Consider the following 19,826-nt stretch of genomic DNA (forward strand, 5'->3'; position numbering starts at 1 on the left):
GACATGTCTCAGTCAGCATCGAAGGCAGTGGCGGTCGCCGCGACAGTGCGGTCCGGCCGTGCCCGGATCAGCCGATCGGCAATGCCGATCCTGGCGATCGCGATCGCCGCCTCGCTCGCCGGTTGCGCCAAGCGCGACAGCATCACGGTTGGGGCGATTCCCGATGATTATCGCACCACGCATCCGATCGTGATTGCCGAGAAGAACCAGAAGCTGGACCTCCCGGTCGGCGCCGGCGATCGCGGCATGACCGGCTCGCAGCGCGACACGCTTCTGGGCTTCCTTGACGGCTACGACAGGAGCGCTGCCCCGGCGCTGACGATCGCAATCCCGATCGGCTCGGCCAATGAGGTGGCGGCGACTGCCGCGGCGCGCGATTTCGCCAGGCTGGCGGTTGCCGGCGGCATCAAGCGAAATCGGATCGTGGTGACCTCCTACCAGTCGGTTTCCCCGGAAGCCTCGGCGCCTATCCGCGTTTCCTATATTTCGGTGAGAGCCCAGACCGACAAATGCGGGCGCTGGCCCGAAGACATCCTCGCAACCTCCGAAAACAAGCACTACGCCGATTACGGCTGCTCCTCTCAAAACAACCTCGCTGCGCAACTCGCCAATCCGGCCGATCTGCTCGGGCCAAGAAAGTCGTCCGATATCGACGCCGAGAACCGCGGCGCGGTGATCGACGTCTATCGCGGCAGAGGTATTTCGGACGAGTTCCTCGGCAGTTCGGAAGTGACGTATTAGGAGCGCCGGTCCCGCGTAGAGACCGGAACGAGAAGTCACGGAAAAGAGCATGACGATGAGCAATCTTGCCTACGACACGCCCGGAGACGGCGGCGACAGCTCCCAATCGGATGTTGCAGCGATGCAGGCGCTGCGGCCGGTGCCGCGTATTTCTATCCAGGCATTTTGCGAGACGGAAGGTGTCGCGCATCCGGTGGAGCGGGCCGGCGAGGATCGCCGCATGGCCAAGGCGCATCTGAAAGTGCATATGGGCGGCATCGCCACGGCGATCGAATTCTATCAATCGGCGCCGACGCCGAACCTCATCCTGCTGGAATCGCGCAGCGAACCGAAGCAATTGCTGGAGCAGCTTGCCCAGCTTTCAGAATATTGCGATCCCTCCTCCAAAGTCGTGGTGATCGGCCACTACAACGATGTCGGTCTCTACCGCGAACTCATTCGCTTCGGTATTTCCGAATATGTCATCGCACCGGTGTCGATGGCCGATATCGTCTCCGTGGTGTCATCGATCTTCGTCGATCCGGAAGCCGAGCCGATCGGCCGCTCGATCGCCTTCATCGGTGCCAAGGGCGGCGTCGGCTCCTCGACCATCGCCCACAATGTAGCGTGGGCGATGTCATCGCTGTTCAAGTCGGAAGTGGTCGTCGCCGATCTCGACCTGGCTTTCGGGACGGCCAACATAAATTTCGACCAGGACCCTGCGCAAGGCATCGCCGAAGCCGTATTTTCGCCCGAACGCGTCGACGAGGTCTATCTCGACCGTCTGCTTGCCCAGTGCGCCGAACATCTGTCGCTGCTCGCCGCGCCCTCCACCCTCGAACGTGTCTATGATTTCGATCCCGATGCCTTCACGCAACTCATCGACACCGCGCAGCGCAGTGTGCCGCTGCTGGTGCTCGACGTTCCTCATGTCTGGACTGGCTGGACCAAGAACACACTGATCAAGGCTGACGAGATCGTCATCACGGCGACGCCGGAACTGGCCAATCTGCGCAACACCAAGAATCTGGTCGATATGCTGACGCGGCTTCGCCCGAACGATCCGCCGCCGAAACTGATCATCAACCAGGCCGGCGTACCGAAGCGACCCGAGATATCCGCTTCCGACTTCGCCGAACCGCTCAGCCTCACGCCGATGTCGGTCATCGCCTTCGACCCGTTGTTGTTTGGAAATGCCGCCAACAACGGCCGCATGCTGGGCGAGATGGATGCCAGGAGCCCGGTCGTCGGCATGATCAACGAAATCGCGCATGTCCTGACCGGTCGCAGCGAAATCAAGGCCAGGAAGAAGGCAGGCCTTGGCGGCCTGCTCGGCAAGCTCTCGCGTAACAAGAAATGACGCTCCCCTCCAAATCAAGAAGTAGAGCATGATGTCGTCCGAAAACCGCTTCGGCATCATGTTCTGGACGGAATTGGTAGTCGATCATGTTTGGTAAAAGAGGCTCCGACGACGGCGGCCGGTTCACCCCGGAGTTCCGTCAGCCAGCACCGGCGCCAGCGGCGCCGGCCACTGCAACGCCTGCGGACATGGCGGTACTTGCCCGGCCCGCGGCAGCGCCGCCTGGAGCGCCGGGAACCCCGCCAACTCGCCGTGCCGTTGAGGCGCCATCGATGGCGCCGGAGCCGCCAAAAAAGATCCAGCGCGAAAAAAGTGAAACCTACTACGACACCAAGAGCCAGGTCTTCTCCGCGCTCATCGACACCATTGACCTGTCGCAACTCGCCAAGCTCGATCCCGAGAGCGCGCGCGAGGAAATCCGCGACATCGTCAACGACATCATCGCCATCAAAAATTTCGCAATGTCGATCGCCGAGCAGGAAGAGTTGCTCGAGGACATCTGCAACGATGTGCTGGGCTACGGCCCGCTGGAGCCGCTGCTCGCCCGCGACGATATCGCCGACATCATGGTCAACGGCTCCAAGAACGTCTACATCGAAGTCAATGGCAAGGTCGAACAGACCGGCATCCGCTTCCGCGACAATCAGCAGCTGCTCAACATCTGCCAGCGCATCGTCAGCCAGGTTGGCCGCCGCGTCGACGAATCGAGTCCGATCTGCGACGCCCGCCTACCCGACGGCTCCCGCGTCAACGTCATCGCCCCGCCGCTCTCCATCGACGGCACCGCGCTCACCATCCGCAAGTTCAAGAAGGACAAGCTGACGCTCGATCAGCTGGTCAAGTTCGGCGCCATCTCGCCGCAGGGCGCCGAGATCCTCAAGATCATCGGCCGCGTCCGCTGCAACATCGTCATCTCCGGCGGTACCGGCTCCGGCAAGACGACGCTGCTCAACTGCCTGACCAACTATATCGACCGCGAAGAACGCGTCATCACCTGCGAAGACTCGGCCGAACTGCAACTGCAGCAGCCGCACGTGGTGCGTCTCGAAACCCGCCCGCCCAATCTCGAGGGCGAAGGCGAGGTGACAATGCGCGACCTGGTCAAGAACTGCCTGCGCATGCGGCCCGAACGCATCATCGTCGGCGAAGTGCGCGGACCGGAGGTTTTCGACCTGCTGCAGGCGATGAACACCGGCCATGATGGGTCGATGGGAACGATCCACTCCAACAGCCCGCGCGAATGCCTGAACCGTATCGAATCGATGATCGCCATGGGCGGCTATTCGCTGCCGCAGAAGACCGTGCGTGAAATCGTCGTCGGCTCCATCGATGTCATCATCCAGGCAGCACGCCTTCGCGACGGCTCGCGCCGCATCACCCACATCACCGAGGTGATCGGCATGGAAGGCGACGTCATCATCACGCAGGATATCGTGCTCTACAACATCAAGGGCGAGGACTCGAATGGAAGGCTGCTTGGCGAGCACGTGTCGACCGGCATCGGCCGTCCGCATTTCTGGGATCGCGCCCGCTACTATGGCGAGGAACAGCGCCTCGCCAATGCGCTGGAATCGATGGAGAAACGCGCTGACTGACGCATATCGAGGTTGGAAGCAATTCCAGGAAAAGTGTGAAGCGGTTTTCCCGGGAAAAGCGCGTAGCGCTTTCCCTTGGGGATTGCGTCAAAACAAAGCGATAGCGCATATCGCCGTTTCCTTGAAACGGCGATATGCGCTGGGGACCGAGGTCGATGTTCGGAATTGACACCACCGTAATGGCGTTCATCGTGCTCGCCGGCTTCAGCGCTGGTGCGGTCGCCTATGCCTTCCTGTTCACCAAGATGAGCAACGAGAAGCAGGCCGGCAAGCGGCTCGAGACGATCAAGGCCGCCGAGACCGATCGTTCGGTCGTCAAGGCTTCGCGCGACCGTGTCGCGGAGGCGGTCAAGCGGCGTAAATCTGTCCAGGACACGCTGAAACTGCTCGACGAAAAGCAGAAAACCAACGAACTCGCCGTCAAGAAGCCACCGTTAAAGGCCCAGATTCGTCAGGCCGGCATGCAGGTCTCGATCGAGCGTTTCTATATCTACTCCGTCATTTGCGGCATCGCGCTGACGGTGCTTGCCTATCTCGCCGGCGCGCCGCTTCTGGTCCTGCCGGGCGCGCTGCTGGCGGGGGCGCTCGGCCTGCCGCGCTGGTTCGTCTCGTTTCGCCGCGCGCGCCGGGTCAAGGCGTTCCTCAACGAATTTCCCAACGCCCTCGACATCATCGTGCGCGCCGTCAAATCCGGCCTGCCGCTCAACGACGCCATTCGCCTGATCGCCAGTGAATCGCCGGAGCCGGTCAAGACCGAGTTCCGCCGGATCGTCGATTCACAGCAGATTGGCATGTCCATCCCCGATGCCACCTTGCGCATGGCTGAAACCATGCCGTGCAGCGAGGCAAGCTTCTTCGGCATCGTTATCCAGATCCAGTCACAGGCCGGCGGTAATCTCTCCGAGGCGCTTGGCAACCTGTCGCGCGTGCTTCGCGATCGCAAGAAGATGAAGGCCAAGGTCCAGGCGCTTTCCATGGAAGCCAAGGCGTCGGCCGTCATCATCGGCGCGCTGCCTTTTGTCGTCGCCCTTCTCGTCTATCTGTCGAGCCCGAACTACATCATGCCGCTGTTCACCACCAGCACCGGCAATCTGATCCTCGGCTGTTCCGGCGTCTGGATGTCGATCGGCATTCTGGTGATGCGCAAGATGATGAACTTTGAAGTTTAGGCCGACCTTGGAAAGCTCGAAACGAAAAGACTGAAAACGAATGACCGACCAAGTCGTAAAATCGCTGACCGATCCTGCCTTCCTGATAGCGTTGCTGGTTGGCATTGCGGTGTTCGCGACCGTCTTCACGGTGCTGCCGGCCCTTGGTGGCAATCAGCTCAAGACTCGCATGAGATCGGTGGCGCTGGAGCGTGACGAATTGCGCGCCAAGCAGCGCGCGCGGCTTGCCAATGAAGCCGATCGTCGCCGCAAGGGGCTGCGCGAAGAGCAGTCGATCGGCATGCGCAACATCGTCGACAGGCTGGACCTGCGGCGTGCGTTGGCCGATGAAGGCACGTTGCAGAAGCTCAAGGTGGCGGGCTTTCGTGGCCAGAACCCGCTGACCCGCTTCCTGTTCTTCCGCCTGATCCTGCCTTTTGTCGGTTTCGCGCTGGCAGCGATCTATCTGTTCGTGCTCGGCGGACTGCCTGACCGGCCGGCCTTCGTGAAACTGTTCGTCTGCATCCTTGTCGCCTACGCCGGTTTCTACGCGCCGATCCTTTACGTCAACAATCGTGCCGCCAAGCGCAAGCAGTCGATCCAGGCGGCGTGGCCGGATGCGCTCGACCTGATGCTGATCTGCGTCGAATCGGGCATGTCGGTCGAGGCCGCCTTGCGCAAGGTCTCCGAGGAGATCGGTTCGCAGTCGGTGGCGCTGGCGGAGGAATTCGTGCTGACCAACGCCGAACTCTCTTATCTGCAGGAGCGCAAGCAGGCTTATGAAAACCTCTCGGCTCGTACCGGCCTGGAGTCGGTGAAGTCAGTGTCCCAGGCGCTGGTCCAGGCCGAACGCTACGGCACACCCGTGGCGCACGCATTGCGCGTGCTGGCCTCGGAAAGCCGTGACATGCGCATGAATGCCGCCGAGAAGAAGGCCGCCGCCCTGCCGCCGAAGCTTACCGTGCCGATGATCCTGTTCTTCCTGCCGGTTTTGTTCGCTATCATTCTGGGCCCAGCCGGCATTCAGGTCAGTCAGCGCGGCATCTTCGGCGACCAGCACAATTCCTCAAGCCAGTAGGCCTCGTTGCAGCCATACAAAAGAGCCGCACTGCCAATGCAGTGCGGCTCTTGTTTTCAGCTTTGAGATGTGGACGGATTTTGCGCTGTGCGGAGCCGGCGCCCATGCGGCGCTCAGTTGGTCGCCGGCTTTGCCTTGTCCTGATCCTTGAGCTGACTCCAGGCGTTCTGCTGGGCAAGCATCTGGCGAAGATAGGCTACATTGGCTTGCGCCTGTTCGGGTGAAAGCTCCTGCGACGCGATCTTCTCGGCCTCGTCGAAGCGGCCCTGCAGTCCCACGACCAGCGCAAGGTTCTGGCGCACCCGGCTGTCGGCATTCGGTTGCTGGGCTGCCGAGCGCATATAGGTCTCGGCGGTGCGCAGATCGCCTTCCAGCACATAGGACATACCGAGATTGGAAAGGATCGAGGGTTCGTTCGGCTTTAGGTCCAGCGCCTTGCGGTAGTTCTGGCGCGCTTCATCCTTCTGGCCAAGCTGGTCGAGAATGGCGGCCTCGGCCGACATCAGCCGCCAGTCCGGATATTCCGGCGTCTGCGCCCGGCGCACGGCGTCGAGCGCCGGCTCGAACTGGCCGTTGGCGGCCAGCGCCTTGCCGTAGGCGGCAAGCACGTCGCGATCCTTGGGGTAGGCGATCGCCAGCTTGCGCATCACGGCAAGCGACTGGTCGGCATCGCCGTCCATCTGGAGCGCCGCCGCAAAATTTGTCGCCAGCCGCTTGTCGTTGGGGTTCTTTGCGTAGGATTCGCCCAGCCGCCCGGTCGCCCCGTGCAACTCGCTGGCCGACATGGTTTCCAGCGGTTTGCCGCTGGTGCGCCCGATCGAGCCGGTCGTGAGCTTGCTGGTTCCGCACCCGGCAACACCGGCCGCCAGCGCCATCAGCAGTGCCGTGGTGACCAACCGTTTGCCCGTGACGTTCATCCTGCGGTTGGTGGGCATCGGCACGGGGCTCTCCATTCCTGCGCGTGGCCATTCACGTGGCCATCTTCATCCCCGCAGAAATATTCTGTTAACCCTAACGGACAGTTAAAAAGTGAGCCGTCGGATCGGTGAACGGCCCGCCGGAAGCCTTTGGCCTGGCAGTCCCATGCCGGCCCCTGTGCATAGATGTTGAAATCATCCGACGTCCCTGTCACTTGACTGAGGACGACCTGCAAGCCTCCCGGAGACCATCGAATGCCCGTCGAACTCATCGAGACACTAAACACTGCCCTGCCGGTCCATCTGGTCGCGAGCGATGGACTGGAGGCCTTGGGGCTTTCGCCTTCCATGACCGCATGGGCGGCCGCCAACGGCTTTTCCGGCGAAGCCGGTAGGACGCTCGCCGTCCCCGGCGACAACGGTTCCCTTGCCGGCGCCTTGTTCGGCGTCGGTGATGGCGAGGGCGCGCTGGCGGTCGGCATGCTGGCGAGAGCCTTGCCGGAAGGCGACTGGCATTTTGCCGCCGCTCCAGCCGAGCCGGAACTCGCGGCCATAGCCTTGGTGCTCGGCGGTTACGTCTTCACTCGCTACGGAAAGAAATCAGGCAAGACGCTGCGTTTTGCGCTGCCGCTCGGCGTAGATGCAGGACGCGTCCGGCGCATCGCCGACGGCGTCTTCCTGGCGCGCGACCTCGTCAACACGCCGACCAGCGACATGGGACCGGACGAGTTGGAGAAGGCCGTGCGGACCCTGGCGGCCACTCACAAGGCCGAGGTGTCGGTGATCAAGGGGGATGATCTCCTGAAGCAGAATTTCCCGATGATCCATGCGGTCGGCCGGGCCTCGGTCGGAGCGCCGCGACTGATCGACATGGTTTGGGGACCGGAAGGCGCGCCGAAGGTGACGCTGGTCGGCAAGGGTGTCTGTTTCGACACTGGCGGCCTCGACATCAAACCGTCGTCGGGCATGCTCTTGATGAAGAAGGATATGGGCGGCGCCGCCAATGTGCTGGGCCTGGCCTCGATGATCATGGCTGCCGGGCTGAAGATCCGGCTGCGCGTCCTGATCCCGGCGGTCGAGAATTCGATTGCCGGCAACGCTTTCCGGCCTGGAGATGTACTGACCAGCCGCAAGGGCATTACCGTCGAGATCGGCAACACCGACGCCGAAGGGCGGCTGGTGCTGGCCGATGCGCTGGCGCTGGCCGATGACGAGGAGCCGGAACTGCTGATCGACATGGCGACGCTGACCGGGGCAGCGCGTGTCGCGCTCGGTCCCGATCTGCCGCCTTTCTACACTGGCGACGAAGCGCTGGCGTCCGAACTGGCTGCGGCCTCGGTGGCCGTCGAGGATCCGTTGTGGCGCATGCCGTTGTGGCGGCCCTATGACGCCAGGCTGGCGTCGAAGATCGCCGACATCAACAACGTCACCACGGACGGTTTCGCCGGCTCGGTCACCGCGGCGCTGTTCCTCAAGCGCTTTGTCGAACGGACAACGGGCTGGGCGCATTTCGACATCTTCGCCTGGAACCCGTCCGATCGCCCCTATGGACCCGCCGGCGGCGAGGCGCAAGGCATCCGTGCACTGGAGCGGGTCATTTCGAGGCGCTATGCCTAGGGTCGTGAGCAAAGCACACTGCCTCTAAACTGAAACGGAACCGAAACAATTTGCCGTCATGCTCGCGCGATGTCGATTTCGATGCGTCCGAGCCAGGCGATGCGACTATGGCAGCAGGTGATGCTGTCGCAGGTGCGCGCCGGCGCGCCAGATCTCACCATGCGCCAGACGGCGATCCTGTTCACCATCTATCTCGACCCGCCGCCGCACACGGTGCGCGGCCTGGCAGCCCGCCTCAATGTCACCAAGCCGGTCATCACCCGCGCCCTCGACACTATGGGTGCGCTGAAACTGGTGTCACGCCATCGCGACGAGCTCGACAAGCGCAATGTGCTGATCCGGCGCACGGTCGAAGGCGCGCTCTTTGTCGAGCGCTTCGGGGATGGTATCGTTGCCAGGGCTCATGAACTGCCCATCTGATCAATCCATGAATTAGAACGAGTACCGATTTGACTGCCAGGGATGCCCGCCTCCACGCCTTCCGTTCCGACCTCGCCGATGCAAGGCTGAAAGGGAAGGTTTCGGCCGATCGCTTCGTCACCGGCCGTCCGGCTCGGATCACAGCCTCCGTGGCTGACGTGCGCAAGGCTCCGCGCCCGGATGCCGGCGTCAACACCCAGGTACTGTTCGGCGACGATGTGCTTGTCTTCGAGGAAGCCGAGGGATGGGCCTGGGTCCAGGCCGAACGCGACGGCTATGTCGGCTACGTCGGCGCCACCATGCTGGGCGCACGCGAGCATGCGCCAACCCACATCGTCACGGCGCCGCGCACCTTCCTCTATCCTGGCCCGGATCTGCGCTTCCCGATCAGCGGCCAATTGTCGATGGGCTCGACGGTGACGGTAACCGGTGCCGCCGAAACGCGCGGCACGCACTATGCGCTGTTGCCCTCCGGCGAGGCGCTGAGCGCCGGCCATATTTGCCCGGTCAGTGACATCGCCGCCGACTATGTCTCGGTCTCCGAGATGTTTCTCGGCACGCCCTATCTCTGGGGCGGCACCTCCGGCTTCGGCATCGACTGTTCGGGCCTTGTGCAACTGGCCATGCGCATGGCCGGCCGCAATGTGCTGCGTGATTCCGACATGCAGGCGGCAGGCCTCGGCGAGCCGCTCGATCCGGGATTCGATTATGCCGGACTGAAACGCGGCGACCTGGTGTTCTGGAAGGGCCATGTCGCGATCATGACCGACGCCGAGACAATGATCCACGCCAACGGCCACACCATGCTGGTCTCGCGCGAAGGGCTGAAGGATGCGGTTGATCGGATTGGGTATCTGTATGGCGGGCCGACTGGGTTTCGGCGGCCCTAGCGCCTCTTCCTCGCCCGTTCACGGGGAAAGGTGCCCGAAGGGCGGATGAGGGGCGACGCCAGCGACTGAAAGGTCGCGCTGCGCCTCACCTGCCTGCCGGCATCCTCTCCCCGTAAACGCGGCGAGGGATAGCTCACCCGATCACCTTTTGTTCCGATTTTCCTTGGCGATCGCGCGCCATCGCGCTACCTCTTTCGCGTGACCGAGCAGCCGCGCCTTGCCAAACAGAATGCCGCCGTCCTTCTGCCCGAGCCATTCATCAGATGGTTCGGCGAAAAAGGCTGGTCGCCGCGCGCTCACCAGATCGAGCTGCTGGCGAAGGCTCAAGCCGGGCAATCGGTGCTCTTGATCGCACCGACCGGCGCCGGCAAGACGCTGGCCGGCTTCCTGCCATCGCTGACCGAACTGGCCAACCGCCCCAGACGCAAAGCCGGTATGACACGGCGCGGCATCCATACGCTCTACATCTCGCCGCTGAAGGCGCTGGCCGTCGACATCGAGCGCAACCTCGGCAAGCCGGTGGAGGAGATCGGCCTGCCCGTCACCATCGAGACGCGCACCGGCGACACGCATTCCCACAAGCGGCAGCGCCAGAAGCTGGCGCCGCCCGATATCCTGCTCACCACACCCGAGCAATTGGCGCTGCTGATCGCGGCCGGCGATGCCGGGCGCTTCTTCGAGAACCTGCGCTATGTCGTGCTCGACGAGCTGCATTCGCTGGTGACATCGAAACGCGGCCATCTGCTGGCACTCGGCCTGGCGAGACTGCGCAGCATCGTGCCCGGCCTGCAGACGATCGGTCTGTCGGCAACGGTGGCCGAGCCCGACGAGTTGCGGCGCTGGCTGGTGAGCCAGAATCCGCCCAAAGGCCTGGCAAGTCCCGATATGTCTGAGCTCATCGTCGTAACCGGCGGCGCGAAGCCCGAAATCTCGATCCTCGATTCGGAAGAGCGCGTGCCATGGGCCGGCCATTCGGCGCGCTATGCGACGCCGGAAATCTACCGCGAGATCAAGCGCCACAAGACCACCCTGCTGTTCGTCAACACCCGCAGCCAGGCCGAGCTGCTGTTTCAGGAATTGTGGCGGGTCAACGAGGATACCTTGCCGATCGCGCTGCATCACGGCTCGCTCGATGTCGCCCAGCGCCGACGCGTCGAGAAGGCGATGGGGGAAAACGCGCTCCGTGCCATCGTCGCCACCTCGACGCTCGACCTTGGCATCGATTGGGGCGACGTCGATCTGGTCGTGCATGTCGGGGCGCCCAAGGGCGCCAGCCGGCTGGCGCAGCGCATCGGCCGTGCCAACCACCGCATGGACGAGCCGTCGAAGGCGATCCTCATCCCGGCCAATCGTTTCGAGGTGCTGGAGTGCCGGGCAGCGCTGGACGCCAACTATCTGGGCGCCCAGGATACGCCGCCGCTGGTCAATGGCGGGCTCGATGTGCTGGCCCAGCATGTGCTGGGCTGCGCCTGCGGAGCGCCGTTTCGCGCCGACGATCTCTACGAGGAAGTGCTGACAGCAGCGCCCTATGCCAGCCTCGACCGGCCGACATTCGACCGCGTCATCGATTTCGTCGCCACCGGCGGCTACGCACTGAAGAACTACGAGCGCTACGCCCGCATCCGCCTCAACAAGGACGGCATGTGGCGGGTCTCCAATCCCCGCGTCGCGCAGCAATATCGGCTGAACGTCGGCACCATCATCGAGGTGCCGGCGCTCAATGTGCGTTACGTCAAGGCCGGCAGCAAAGGCTCGGCTTCGCACGGCGGCCGGGCTCTGGGCAAGATCGAGGAGGCCTTCCTCGAAACGCTGACGCATGGCGACACCTTCATGTTTGCCGGCAAAGTGCTGCGCTTCGAAGGCATCCGCGAGAACGAATGCTTCGTCTCGAATGCGCCGGGAAGCGACGCCAAGGTTCCTTATTATGGCGGCGGCAAATTTCCGCTTTCGACTTACCTCGCCGAGCAGGTGCGCGCCATGCTGGACGACCCGCAGCGCTGGAAGAAGCTGCCCGAGCAGGTATCGGACTGGCTGCGGTTCCAGGCCGACAAATCGGTATTGCCCAAACGCGACGACCTCTTGATCGAGACCTTTCCGCGCGGCAACCGTCACTATCTCGTCGCTTATCCTTTCGAGGGCAGGCTGGCGCACCAGACGCTCGGCATGCTGCTCACCCGCCGGCTGGACAGGGCCGGCGCCAGGCCGCTTGGCTTCGTCGCCACCGACTACGCATTGGCCATCTGGTCGCTGGGCGATATGGGCGCGATGTTCAAATCGCGGAAACCTTCGCTTGGCGCTCTGTTCGACCAGGACATGCTGGGCGACGACCTCGAGGCTTGGCTGGCCGACAGCTGGCTGCTCAAGCGCACCTTCCGCAACTGCGCGCTGATTTCAGGCCTGATCGAGAAACGTCACCCCGGCCAGGAGAAAAGCGGCCGCCAGGTCACCGTCTCGACCGATCTGATCTATGACGTGCTGCGCAGCCATGAGCCCGACCACATCCTGCTGCAGGCGACGCGCGCCGACGCGGCGACCGGTCTGCTCGATGTCAGCAGACTTGCCGACATGCTCTCGCGTATCCAGGGTCGAATCGTGCATAAGGCACTCGAACAGATATCGCCGCTGGCCGTGCCGATCATGCTCGAAATCGGCAAGATGCCGGTGAACGGCGAGGCCGACGAAACGCTGCTGATGGATGCCGCGACTTTGGTCGAGGAAGCCATGGGTCCTGGGATGGTTGAGGAATGAATTTTTCGCTGGCGCGGGCATCGCTGATCGCCGAGGCCGACTTTGTCGGCATCGCCGGCGAGCGCGCGGTCTGTGATTCGCGCGGCGTGCTCTATTTCCCCGATCTGAGGCTGCTCGCGGTCTCCGACCTGCATCTGGAAAAGGGCTCGTCCTTCGCCAGGCGCGGCGCACTGATCCCGCCCTACGATACCGGCGCCACTCTGCTCCGGCTGCAGGCGGTAATCGCGGACTACCAGCCGGCCATCGTCATCAGCCTGGGCGACTCCTTCCACGACGGCGGCGGCGCCGAGCGCATGCATCAAACCTTCCGCGATCGGCTGGAAGCGTTGATGGCCGGCCGCGACTGGTTCTGGGTCGCCGGCAACCATGACCCGGAAGCGCCGGCGGATTTGCCCGGCGAGACGGTGCGCGAACTCGCCATCGGCTCGCTGCTGTTCCGCCACGAGCCGTCGAAGATAAGAACCGAGGGCGAAGTCGCCGGCCATCTTCACCCTTGCGCCCGCATCGTCCAGCAGGGCCGCTCGGTGCGGCGGCGCTGCTTTGCCGGCGATGGCGGCCGCATGATCATGCCGGCCTTCGGCGCTTATACCGGCTCGCTCAACGTGCTCGACCGCGCCTATGCCGGCCTGTTCCGCCGCGAGACGTTGATAGCCTATATGATGGGCGCCGCGCGCATCTTCGCCATTTCCGGTTCGATGCTGCGGCCGGGCTGAGTTTCTACGGTATAAGCACGGTTGCGCCTGTCGTCTGCCGTGCTTCGAGCCGGCGATGCGCCTCCGCCACTTCGGCAAGCGGCATGCTTGTGTGCACCGGGATTTTCACTGCGCCGCTGAGCACGACGCTGAACAGCTCCCCGCTCATGGCGACGACGTCCTCACGTCTGGCGAGATGATGGAACAGCAACTGCCAGGTGGCGAAGAGCGAACCCTTCTGCATCAAAAGCATGATGTCGAAGGGCGGGATCGATCCCGACGCTGTGCCGAAGCTGACGAAGGTGCCGAACGGCCGCAGGCAGTCGAGCGAGGCCGGGAAGGTCGCGTTGCCGACGCCGTCATAGACGGCGTGGCAGCCCTCGCCGTTGGTGACCTCTTTCACCCGTGCGGCGAAATTCTCTTTGCTGTAGTCGATGACATGGTCGCAGCCATTGGCGCGCGCAAGTTCGGCCTTTTCGGGTGAACCGACCGTGGCGATGACGATGGCGCCGAGATGCTTTGCCCATTGCGTCAGGATGAGGCCAACGCCGCCCGCTGCGGCATGCACCAGAATTGTATGGCCCGCCTCGACGCGAAACGTGCGACGCAGCAGATATTGCGCCGTCAGCCCCTTCAGCATCATGGCCGCGCCCGTCTCGAAATCGATGGCGTCGGGCAGATGCACGACGAAATGCGCCGGCACGATGCGTTCTTCGGCATAGGCGCCGAGCGTCTCGACATAGGCGACTCGGTCGCCAGGCGCGAAGCCGCTGACGCCTTCACCGACGGCGACAATTTCGCCGGCGCCTTCATTGCCGGGAATGAATGGCAGAGCGGGCGGCGCGTATTCGCCGGTGCGAAAATAGATGTCGACGAAGTTGAGACCGACCGCCCGGTTGCGCACGCGCACCTCGCCCGGTCCGGGCTGGCCGATGTCGACATCTTCGTAGGCGAGCACATCTGGCCCGCCATGGCGGTGAACACGGATCGCTTTCATGGTTTTCTCTCCTGCGCTGTTCTCTTGAGTGTGAGATAGCGCGTGGCGAGATATCATTGTAGACTGATACCTATGACATCAGAGTTCAAACAAAATGATATCTGAACAGATCGGCCTCGACCTTCTCCGCACCTATGTCGCGGTCTGCCGGCAAGGTAGCCTGAGCAGGGTCGCCGCGCAGACCGGCAAGACCCAATCGGCGATGAGCATGCAGATGCGTCGGCTCGAGGGCCTGCTCCAGCGGCATCTGTTCCAGCGCACCGGCCGCGGCGTTGTGCCGACTGCGGAAGGCGAGCTCTTTCTGGGATACGCGACCCGCATCCTCGCTCTCGGCGATGAAGCGGTGGCGCGTCTGCAGCAGGCTAGCATTGGCGGCGGCGTGCGTATTGGTCTTGCCGAAGAGGTCACCACGGCCGCGCTTTCGGCCGCGCTTGGGCGGCTGCATCGCACCTATCCCGACATCAGCCTCGACGCGATGGTCGAGCACAGCGTCGCGCTGGGACGGCTGTGGAGCGAGGATGCGCTGGATGTCATGATTGCCCCGACATCCGTCGTCGCGGCCGATGCCGTGACGACATGGAACGTCGAACTGCAGTGGGTCTGCGCCCAGGACTATGTGCTGGACCATGACCGGCCACTCGATCTCGCCGCCTTCGGCGCAACCTGCCCTTGGCGCAGGCGGATGATCGAGGCGCTGGTCGCCGCCGGCCGGGAGCACCGGATCGTCCTGTCGTGCCAGAGCGTCACCGGCCTTCAGGCCGCGATCGAGAACGGACTGGGCGTTGGACTGCTTCCGCCCGAATCCGTGCGCACTGCTTCGATGCGGGTGCTGAAGACGTCAGCCGGCCTGCCCGAGCCGCTCACGGTCCAATACGGCCTTTACGCGCACGACCGCAGGACAGCTGTAATCGATGCCGCGATCGAAATCCTGCTTAAGGATTTGCCGGCGGCGCCACGAGCACGGGCCGCCTGACGGCGGGACGCTCTACCGGCCGTAATAGAGGGTGACGGTGTGCTTGGCCTCGGCGAAGAACAGCCAGCGCTCGACCAGCATGCCGGCGAACTGGACGGTTGCCGCAAGCACCGACAGCACCGCTGCGAATGGCCAGGGCAAAGCGAATAAGACAGAAAGCAGCAGCAGGGCAGGCAAGGCGAAAGCCAGCAACTGCGTGATCAGCCGCAGCTTTGCACCGTGCTTGCGGGCGATGCGAAAGCCCATTTCCTTGAGCAGGTAGTTCTCCTCGGTGTGCGGCCATTCCAGCGAGCGCACCGTCCCTCCGGCGAGGCCTGTCGCCGTGTTGGCGGTGGTCGCGATCTCCAGCGCGTCATTGTATCGCCACGTCGCCAGCTTCCAGCCCCAGCCGAGCAAGGTCAGCAGCAGGGCGGCTACCGCAACGGCGGTCGGGCTGATGGCGAAAGCCTGCAGCAGCGCGTTCAACAGCACGCTGCCGGTCATCGCCGAAAAGATGAGATAGCCCGGCAGCGTATACGGGCTATGCCACTGCGCGATCGGCTTCAGCGAGGCATAGATCATGCCGGTGGTGCAGACGGTGACGATTGCGCCGATTGTTGCGAGAAACCCGGCGATGGCCATCCAGCCTCCGGTGCGGCCAAAAAACACCCAGCCGATGCCGAACAGCCCGGCGGGAATGAAGGTCGCGACCGAGGCCACGCCTTCGCGCGACAGCCAGGAACTGCGCCATTGCGAGAAGGCGCGCCATGCACGTTCGGGGCGGCCGAGATGGCCGGTCGAGGACAATAGGCCGGCGGCGATCAGGCCGAGCGACAGCCCCATGCCGATAAGGCCGAGCCAGAAATGGGCCGGGATAAAACCCAGTCCGCCAAGCACGCCAAGCAGCGCCAGCAGGCCGTAGCCCGCTCCTGTGGCAGTTGTGAAGAAGACGACGGAAAAGGCTGGATGCATTGGTCAGTTCGAAAGCATGCGGTCGATCCAGCCGAGAAAACCGCCTTCGGCCGTGATTGGCTCGAGCCTTGGCGCCGGCACCCATGCGGCGCGCTGGGCGCGCGGCGGCAGATATTTGTTGGTCGGTTTGTAGCCCATCTCCGGCATCAGGTCGACGCCGCCACGCTCCGCCACCAGTTGCGAGACAGCCGACGAGGGATCGCCGAGATCGCCGAAATGCCGGGCGCTGGTCGGGCAGGCGGCAACGCAGGCCGGCACGCGGTCTTCCTCGGCCAGATTGTCGTTGTAGATGCGATCGACGCACAGCGTGCATTTCTTCATCACGCCGACGTCGGTATCGAATTCGCGCGCGCCATAGGGGCAGGCCCAACTGCACAGTTTGCAGCCGATGCATTTGCTTTCGTCGATCAGCACGATGCCGTCCGACGCCCGCTTGTAGGACGCGCCGGTCGGGCAGACAGTGACGCAGGCAGGCGTCTCGCAATGCAGGCAGGAGCGCGGAAAGTTGACCGTGCGCCCGCCCGCCTCGGTCGTGTGCTCATAGCTGTGCACGCGGTTGAACCAGACGCCGTCGACACGGCCGCCATAGGGGTCGATGTCGGTCAGTGGCGCCATGTGGCCGCCGGTGTTCCACTCCTTGCAGGCGGTGACGCAGGCCTGGCAGCCGACGCAGGTGTCGAGGTCGATGACCAGGCCAAGCTTCTTGTCTGTATGGGCGGGAAGGCAGGTCATTCCACGGCTTCCCTATTGACGCGGAACTCGGCGCCGAAGCGAAGGATGTCGGGCGAAGGCTCGACATTTGGCGGCTGGCTGAAACGCTCGAATTGCGGTTCGGTGAAGCCGGCTTCCTCATCAGAGCATTTGACGATGCGTACCCTGAGGTCGAACCACGCCGCCTGGCCGGTCACCGGATCGGAATTCGAATAGCGTTTGCCTTTCGCGTCAGCCGATGTCTGGTCGCCGATGATGTGGTTGAGCAGGAAGCCGCGATTGCTCTCGGCGGCGTTGTCCTTCAGCCCCCAGGCGCCGCGCCTTTTGCCGATGGCGTTCCATGTCCAGACCGTATCCGCATTGACCCCGTCGACCAGCTTGATCTGTCCCTTCACCCGGCCGTTGATGCTTTCGATCCACACCCAGTCGTCGTCGGCCAGGTCGAGAACTGCCGCGGTCTGGTGGTGCACGAACAGGCGGTTCTGGCTGGTGATTTGCCGCAGCCACGCATTCTGCGAGCCCCAGGAATGATACATGTGCATAGGCCGCTGCGTCAGCGCATGCAGCGGGTATTTCTGCGGATCGACCGCGGCCTCTTCGAACGGCGTAAACCAGAACGGCAGCGGATCCATATAGGTCTCGATGCGCTGGCGTTCGCTCTCGGTCGGCTGGACGCGACCATGACCGCGCGCGGCGAGGCGAAAGCGCTGCATCGGTTCGCAATAGAGCTGGAACACGATCGGCTCGGCCTTGGGGATGAACCCCATCTGCTCTGCGAAGTCGAGATAGGAGCGGTTGGCCATCTTGTAATAGCGCTGGTCCTCAGCAAAATCCTGGTGCCAGAAGCCGCCATTGCCGATGTAGCGCTGCAACTGGTCGGGATTGACTTCGCCCTTGCCGACGGAAGTGCCGTCCTTGCCGCGCCAGCCGGCCAGCGGGCCGATGCCCGGCGTGCGTTCGTGATTGACGATGTAGTCGGCATAGTCGGCATATCTGGCCGAGCCATCGTCCTCGACGAAGCCGGGCAGGCCAAGCCGAGCGCCAAGTTCGATCAGCACCGATTGGAACGGCCTGACATCTCGGTCCGATTCGACCACCGGATGGCGGATCGCGTCGCCCGGCCCGTCGGCATGGCTGATCGGCCGGTCGAGCAGGCTGATGCAGTCGTGACGTTCGAGATAGGTGGTGTCGGGCAGCACCAGGTCGGCGAACGGCACCGTCTCGGAATAATAGGCGTCGGAATAGATGATGAAGGGGATCTTGTAGTTACCCGCTTCGTCATGGTCGGTGAGCATGGCAATGGTCTCGACGGTGTTCATCGAGGAATTCCACGCCATGTTCGACATGTACATCATCAGCGTGTCGATTGGGTACGGGTCACCGGCCCACGCATTGCGGATGACCGTATGCATCAGCCCATGCGCGGCGAGCGGCGCATCCCAGGAATAAGCCTTGTCGATGCGCAAAGGCGTGCCGGCCTCGTCGACCAGGAGATCGTCCGGCCCGCAGACGAAGCCGAGCGGCATGCCGTCGAGCGGCGTCATCGGCCTGACCACCTTGCCGGCCGGCTTCGGTCCCGGGGGCGCCGAGCGCGGGTAGGGGGGCTTGAAACGGAAGCCGCCGGGCACGTCCACCGTGCCGAGCAGCACCTGCAGCAGGTGGATGGCACGGCAGGAGTGAAAGCCGTTGGAGTGGGCCGAGATGCCGCGCATGGCATGCATCGACACCGGCCGTCCCTTGATCGTCTCGTGCCGCCGTCCGGCCCAGTCGGTCCACGCAACCGGCAGTTCGATCGTCTGTTCGAAGGCGACGTGGGCGAGTTCGGCAGCGATCCGGCGGATGGTGTCGGCCGGAATGCCGCATCGTGCCGCGACCGCATCGGGTGCGTAGCTGTCGTCCATGTAGCGGTCGGCGATAAGCCGAAACACCGGCACGCAGCGGCGGCCGGCGAACGTGAAGCTGCCGGTCAACGCCGGCTTCGCATCCGCATCGGCTGCGTTGACGGTTGTCTTCGCCACTCTGTCCCACGCGAGAAGATTGTTGTCGCTGTCGCGCAGGAACAGCCCGTCGTCCGCCGCACCCGGCTCCTGGATGACCAGCACATGGGCGTTGGTGTAGCGGAGCAGATAATCGAGATCGACGCGGCCCGCCTTGAGCAGTTCGTGGATGAGGGCGAAGACGAAGAGGCCGTCGGTGCCGGGCCGGATCCCAATCCAGTCGTCGGCAATCGCGTTGTAGCCCGTGCGGCACGGGTTGATCGACACCACCTTGGCGCCGCGCGCCTTGAGTTTACCCAAGCCGATCTTGATCGGGTTGGAATCATGGTCCTCGGCGACGCCGAACAGCATGAAGTATTTCGTATTGTCCCAGTCCGGCTCGCCGAACTCCCAGAACGAGCCGCCGATCGTGTAGAGCCCGCCGGCCGCCATGTTGACCGAGCAGAAGCCGCCATGGGCGGCGAAGTTCGGCGTGCCGAACTGGCTCGCCCACCAGCCGGTCAGCGACTGCGACTGGTCGCGCCCGGTGAAGAAGGCGAGCTTTTTCGGATCGGTTCGGCGGATATTCGATAGCCGCTCGGTCGCAATCGAAAACGCTTCCTCCCACTCGATCTCGCGGAATTCACCCGAGCCCCGCAGGCCGCTGCGCAACAGCGGCTTCTTCAGCCGCGCCGGGCTGTAATGCTGCATGATGCCGGAGCTGCCCTTGCCGCAGATTACGCCGCGGTTGACCGGATGGTCCTTGTTGCCGTTGATGTAGCGCACCTTGCCGTCCTTGATGTGGACGTCGATGCCGCAGCGGCAGGCGCACATATAGCAGGTGGTCTTGGCGATGCTGTCGGAAACGGTTGGCGAGGTGTCGACACCGTCGCCTTCATCAGGCGCGCGTGTATTGGGAAGCGGCCGTTGCGACGGTGCGGAATTGGCCCCGCGCGGCGCAGCTGGATTCATGATGCCGGCGTGCTTTTGCTACCTGCGAATTTGGCCCGCGTCTTCGGTCCGGGGCCACGCA

At 63.6% G+C, this 19,826-nt stretch carries 17 protein-coding genes; 11 read left to right on the forward strand and 6 right to left on the reverse strand.

The window, feature by feature from the left end; all coding sequences use genetic code 11:
• The first annotated feature begins 3 nt into the window (after positions 1 to 3).
• The 5 genes from NKJ18_RS23455 (at position 4) to NKJ18_RS23475 (ending at position 5,901) form a co-directional block, all read left to right on the forward strand.
• Positions 4 to 741 (forward strand): CpaD family pilus assembly protein, encoded by a 738-nt coding sequence (locus NKJ18_RS23455; RefSeq protein WP_023823743.1) that lies wholly within the window; start codon positions 4 to 6, stop codon positions 739 to 741.
• Between the two features lie 55 nt (positions 742 to 796).
• On the forward strand, positions 797 to 2,080 hold the full coding sequence (locus NKJ18_RS23460) for a CpaE/TadZ family protein (RefSeq protein WP_023806288.1): 1,284 nt from the start codon (positions 797 to 799) through the stop codon (positions 2,078 to 2,080).
• 86 nt (positions 2,081 to 2,166) lie between these two features.
• On the forward strand, positions 2,167 to 3,675 hold the full coding sequence (locus NKJ18_RS23465; protein WP_023688717.1) for a TadA family conjugal transfer-associated ATPase: 1,509 nt from the start codon (positions 2,167 to 2,169) through the stop codon (positions 3,673 to 3,675).
• Between the two features lie 155 nt (positions 3,676 to 3,830).
• Positions 3,831 to 4,844, forward strand: coding sequence for a type II secretion system F family protein (locus tag NKJ18_RS23470; RefSeq protein ID WP_023831957.1), 1,014 nt, complete (start codon positions 3,831 to 3,833; stop codon positions 4,842 to 4,844).
• Positions 4,845 to 4,884: 40 nt separating this feature from the next.
• Entirely contained in the window at positions 4,885 to 5,901 is a 1,017-nt protein-coding gene (locus NKJ18_RS23475) for a type II secretion system F family protein (RefSeq protein ID WP_023696714.1), read from the forward strand.
• A 113-nt stretch (positions 5,902 to 6,014) separates the two neighbouring features.
• On the opposite strand, the gene NKJ18_RS23480 is transcribed toward NKJ18_RS23475, so the two are convergent.
• On the reverse strand, positions 6,015 to 6,836 hold the full coding sequence (locus NKJ18_RS23480) for a tetratricopeptide repeat protein (protein ID WP_023669594.1): 822 nt from the start codon (positions 6,834 to 6,836) through the stop codon (positions 6,015 to 6,017).
• A gap of 237 nt (positions 6,837 to 7,073) precedes the next feature.
• Here NKJ18_RS23480 and NKJ18_RS23485 point away from each other — a divergent pair, with 237 nt between their 5' ends.
• The 3 genes from NKJ18_RS23485 (at position 7,074) to NKJ18_RS23495 (ending at position 9,745) form a co-directional block, all read left to right on the forward strand.
• Positions 7,074 to 8,435, forward strand: a complete 1,362-nt coding sequence (locus NKJ18_RS23485) for a leucyl aminopeptidase family protein (protein ID WP_023726845.1) — start codon at positions 7,074 to 7,076, stop codon at positions 8,433 to 8,435.
• 69 nt (positions 8,436 to 8,504) lie between these two features.
• Positions 8,505 to 8,855, forward strand: coding sequence for a MarR family winged helix-turn-helix transcriptional regulator (locus NKJ18_RS23490; protein WP_023669596.1), 351 nt, complete (start codon positions 8,505 to 8,507; stop codon positions 8,853 to 8,855).
• A gap of 29 nt (positions 8,856 to 8,884) precedes the next feature.
• The gene (locus NKJ18_RS23495; RefSeq protein ID WP_352759873.1) at positions 8,885 to 9,745 is read left to right on the forward strand and encodes a C40 family peptidase; all 861 of its coding nucleotides are present in this window, start codon (positions 8,885 to 8,887) and stop codon (positions 9,743 to 9,745) included.
• A gap of 141 nt (positions 9,746 to 9,886) precedes the next feature.
• Here NKJ18_RS23495 and NKJ18_RS23500 read toward each other — a convergent pair whose 3' ends face one another.
• On the reverse strand, positions 9,887 to 10,081 hold the full coding sequence (locus NKJ18_RS23500; RefSeq protein WP_352759925.1) for a hypothetical protein: 195 nt from the start codon (positions 10,079 to 10,081) through the stop codon (positions 9,887 to 9,889).
• Here NKJ18_RS23500 and NKJ18_RS23505 point away from each other — a divergent pair.
• Together NKJ18_RS23505 and pdeM are read left to right on the forward strand one after the other, a co-directional pair.
• A complete protein-coding gene (locus NKJ18_RS23505) occupies positions 9,989 to 12,493 on the forward strand; it encodes a ligase-associated DNA damage response DEXH box helicase (protein ID WP_352759919.1) in 2,505 nt (834 codons plus the stop codon). The genes NKJ18_RS23500 and NKJ18_RS23505 overlap by 93 nt on opposite strands.
• Positions 12,490 to 13,206, forward strand: coding sequence for a ligase-associated DNA damage response endonuclease PdeM (gene pdeM / locus NKJ18_RS23510; RefSeq protein WP_023669598.1), 717 nt, complete (start codon positions 12,490 to 12,492; stop codon positions 13,204 to 13,206). Before NKJ18_RS23505 ends, pdeM begins: the two co-directional genes overlap by 4 nt.
• A 4-nt stretch (positions 13,207 to 13,210) precedes the next feature.
• Here pdeM and NKJ18_RS23515 read toward each other — a convergent pair whose 3' ends face one another.
• Positions 13,211 to 14,182, reverse strand: a complete 972-nt coding sequence (locus NKJ18_RS23515) for a quinone oxidoreductase family protein (RefSeq protein WP_352759875.1) — start codon at positions 14,180 to 14,182, stop codon at positions 13,211 to 13,213.
• A 94-nt stretch (positions 14,183 to 14,276) separates the two neighbouring features.
• Here NKJ18_RS23515 and NKJ18_RS23520 point away from each other — a divergent pair, with 94 nt between their 5' ends.
• Positions 14,277 to 15,155 carry a LysR substrate-binding domain-containing protein gene (locus NKJ18_RS23520; RefSeq protein ID WP_352759877.1) on the forward strand — a complete coding sequence of 293 codons (879 nt, stop codon included), beginning with the start codon at positions 14,277 to 14,279 and terminating at the stop codon, positions 15,153 to 15,155.
• Between the two features lie 12 nt (positions 15,156 to 15,167).
• Here NKJ18_RS23520 and NKJ18_RS23525 read toward each other — a convergent pair whose 3' ends face one another.
• Genes NKJ18_RS23525 through NKJ18_RS23535 form a run of 3 tightly spaced genes read right to left on the reverse strand, consistent with a single transcriptional unit; the run spans position 15,168 to position 19,765 of the window.
• Positions 15,168 to 16,106, reverse strand: a complete 939-nt coding sequence (locus tag NKJ18_RS23525; protein WP_023688708.1) for a dimethyl sulfoxide reductase anchor subunit family protein — start codon at positions 16,104 to 16,106, stop codon at positions 15,168 to 15,170.
• 3 nt (positions 16,107 to 16,109) lie between these two features.
• Positions 16,110 to 16,838 carry a 4Fe-4S dicluster domain-containing protein gene (locus NKJ18_RS23530; protein ID WP_352759880.1) on the reverse strand — a complete coding sequence of 243 codons (729 nt, stop codon included), beginning with the start codon at positions 16,836 to 16,838 and terminating at the stop codon, positions 16,110 to 16,112.
• On the reverse strand, positions 16,835 to 19,765 hold the full coding sequence (locus tag NKJ18_RS23535; RefSeq protein WP_023703452.1) for a molybdopterin oxidoreductase family protein: 2,931 nt from the start codon (positions 19,763 to 19,765) through the stop codon (positions 16,835 to 16,837). The genes NKJ18_RS23530 and NKJ18_RS23535 overlap by 4 nt, the downstream gene beginning before the upstream one ends.
• Positions 19,766 to 19,826 lie beyond the last annotated feature (61 nt).

This window comes from Mesorhizobium sp. M0217 (assembly GCF_040321955.1).
Lineage (GTDB): Bacteria > Pseudomonadota > Alphaproteobacteria > Rhizobiales > Rhizobiaceae > Mesorhizobium.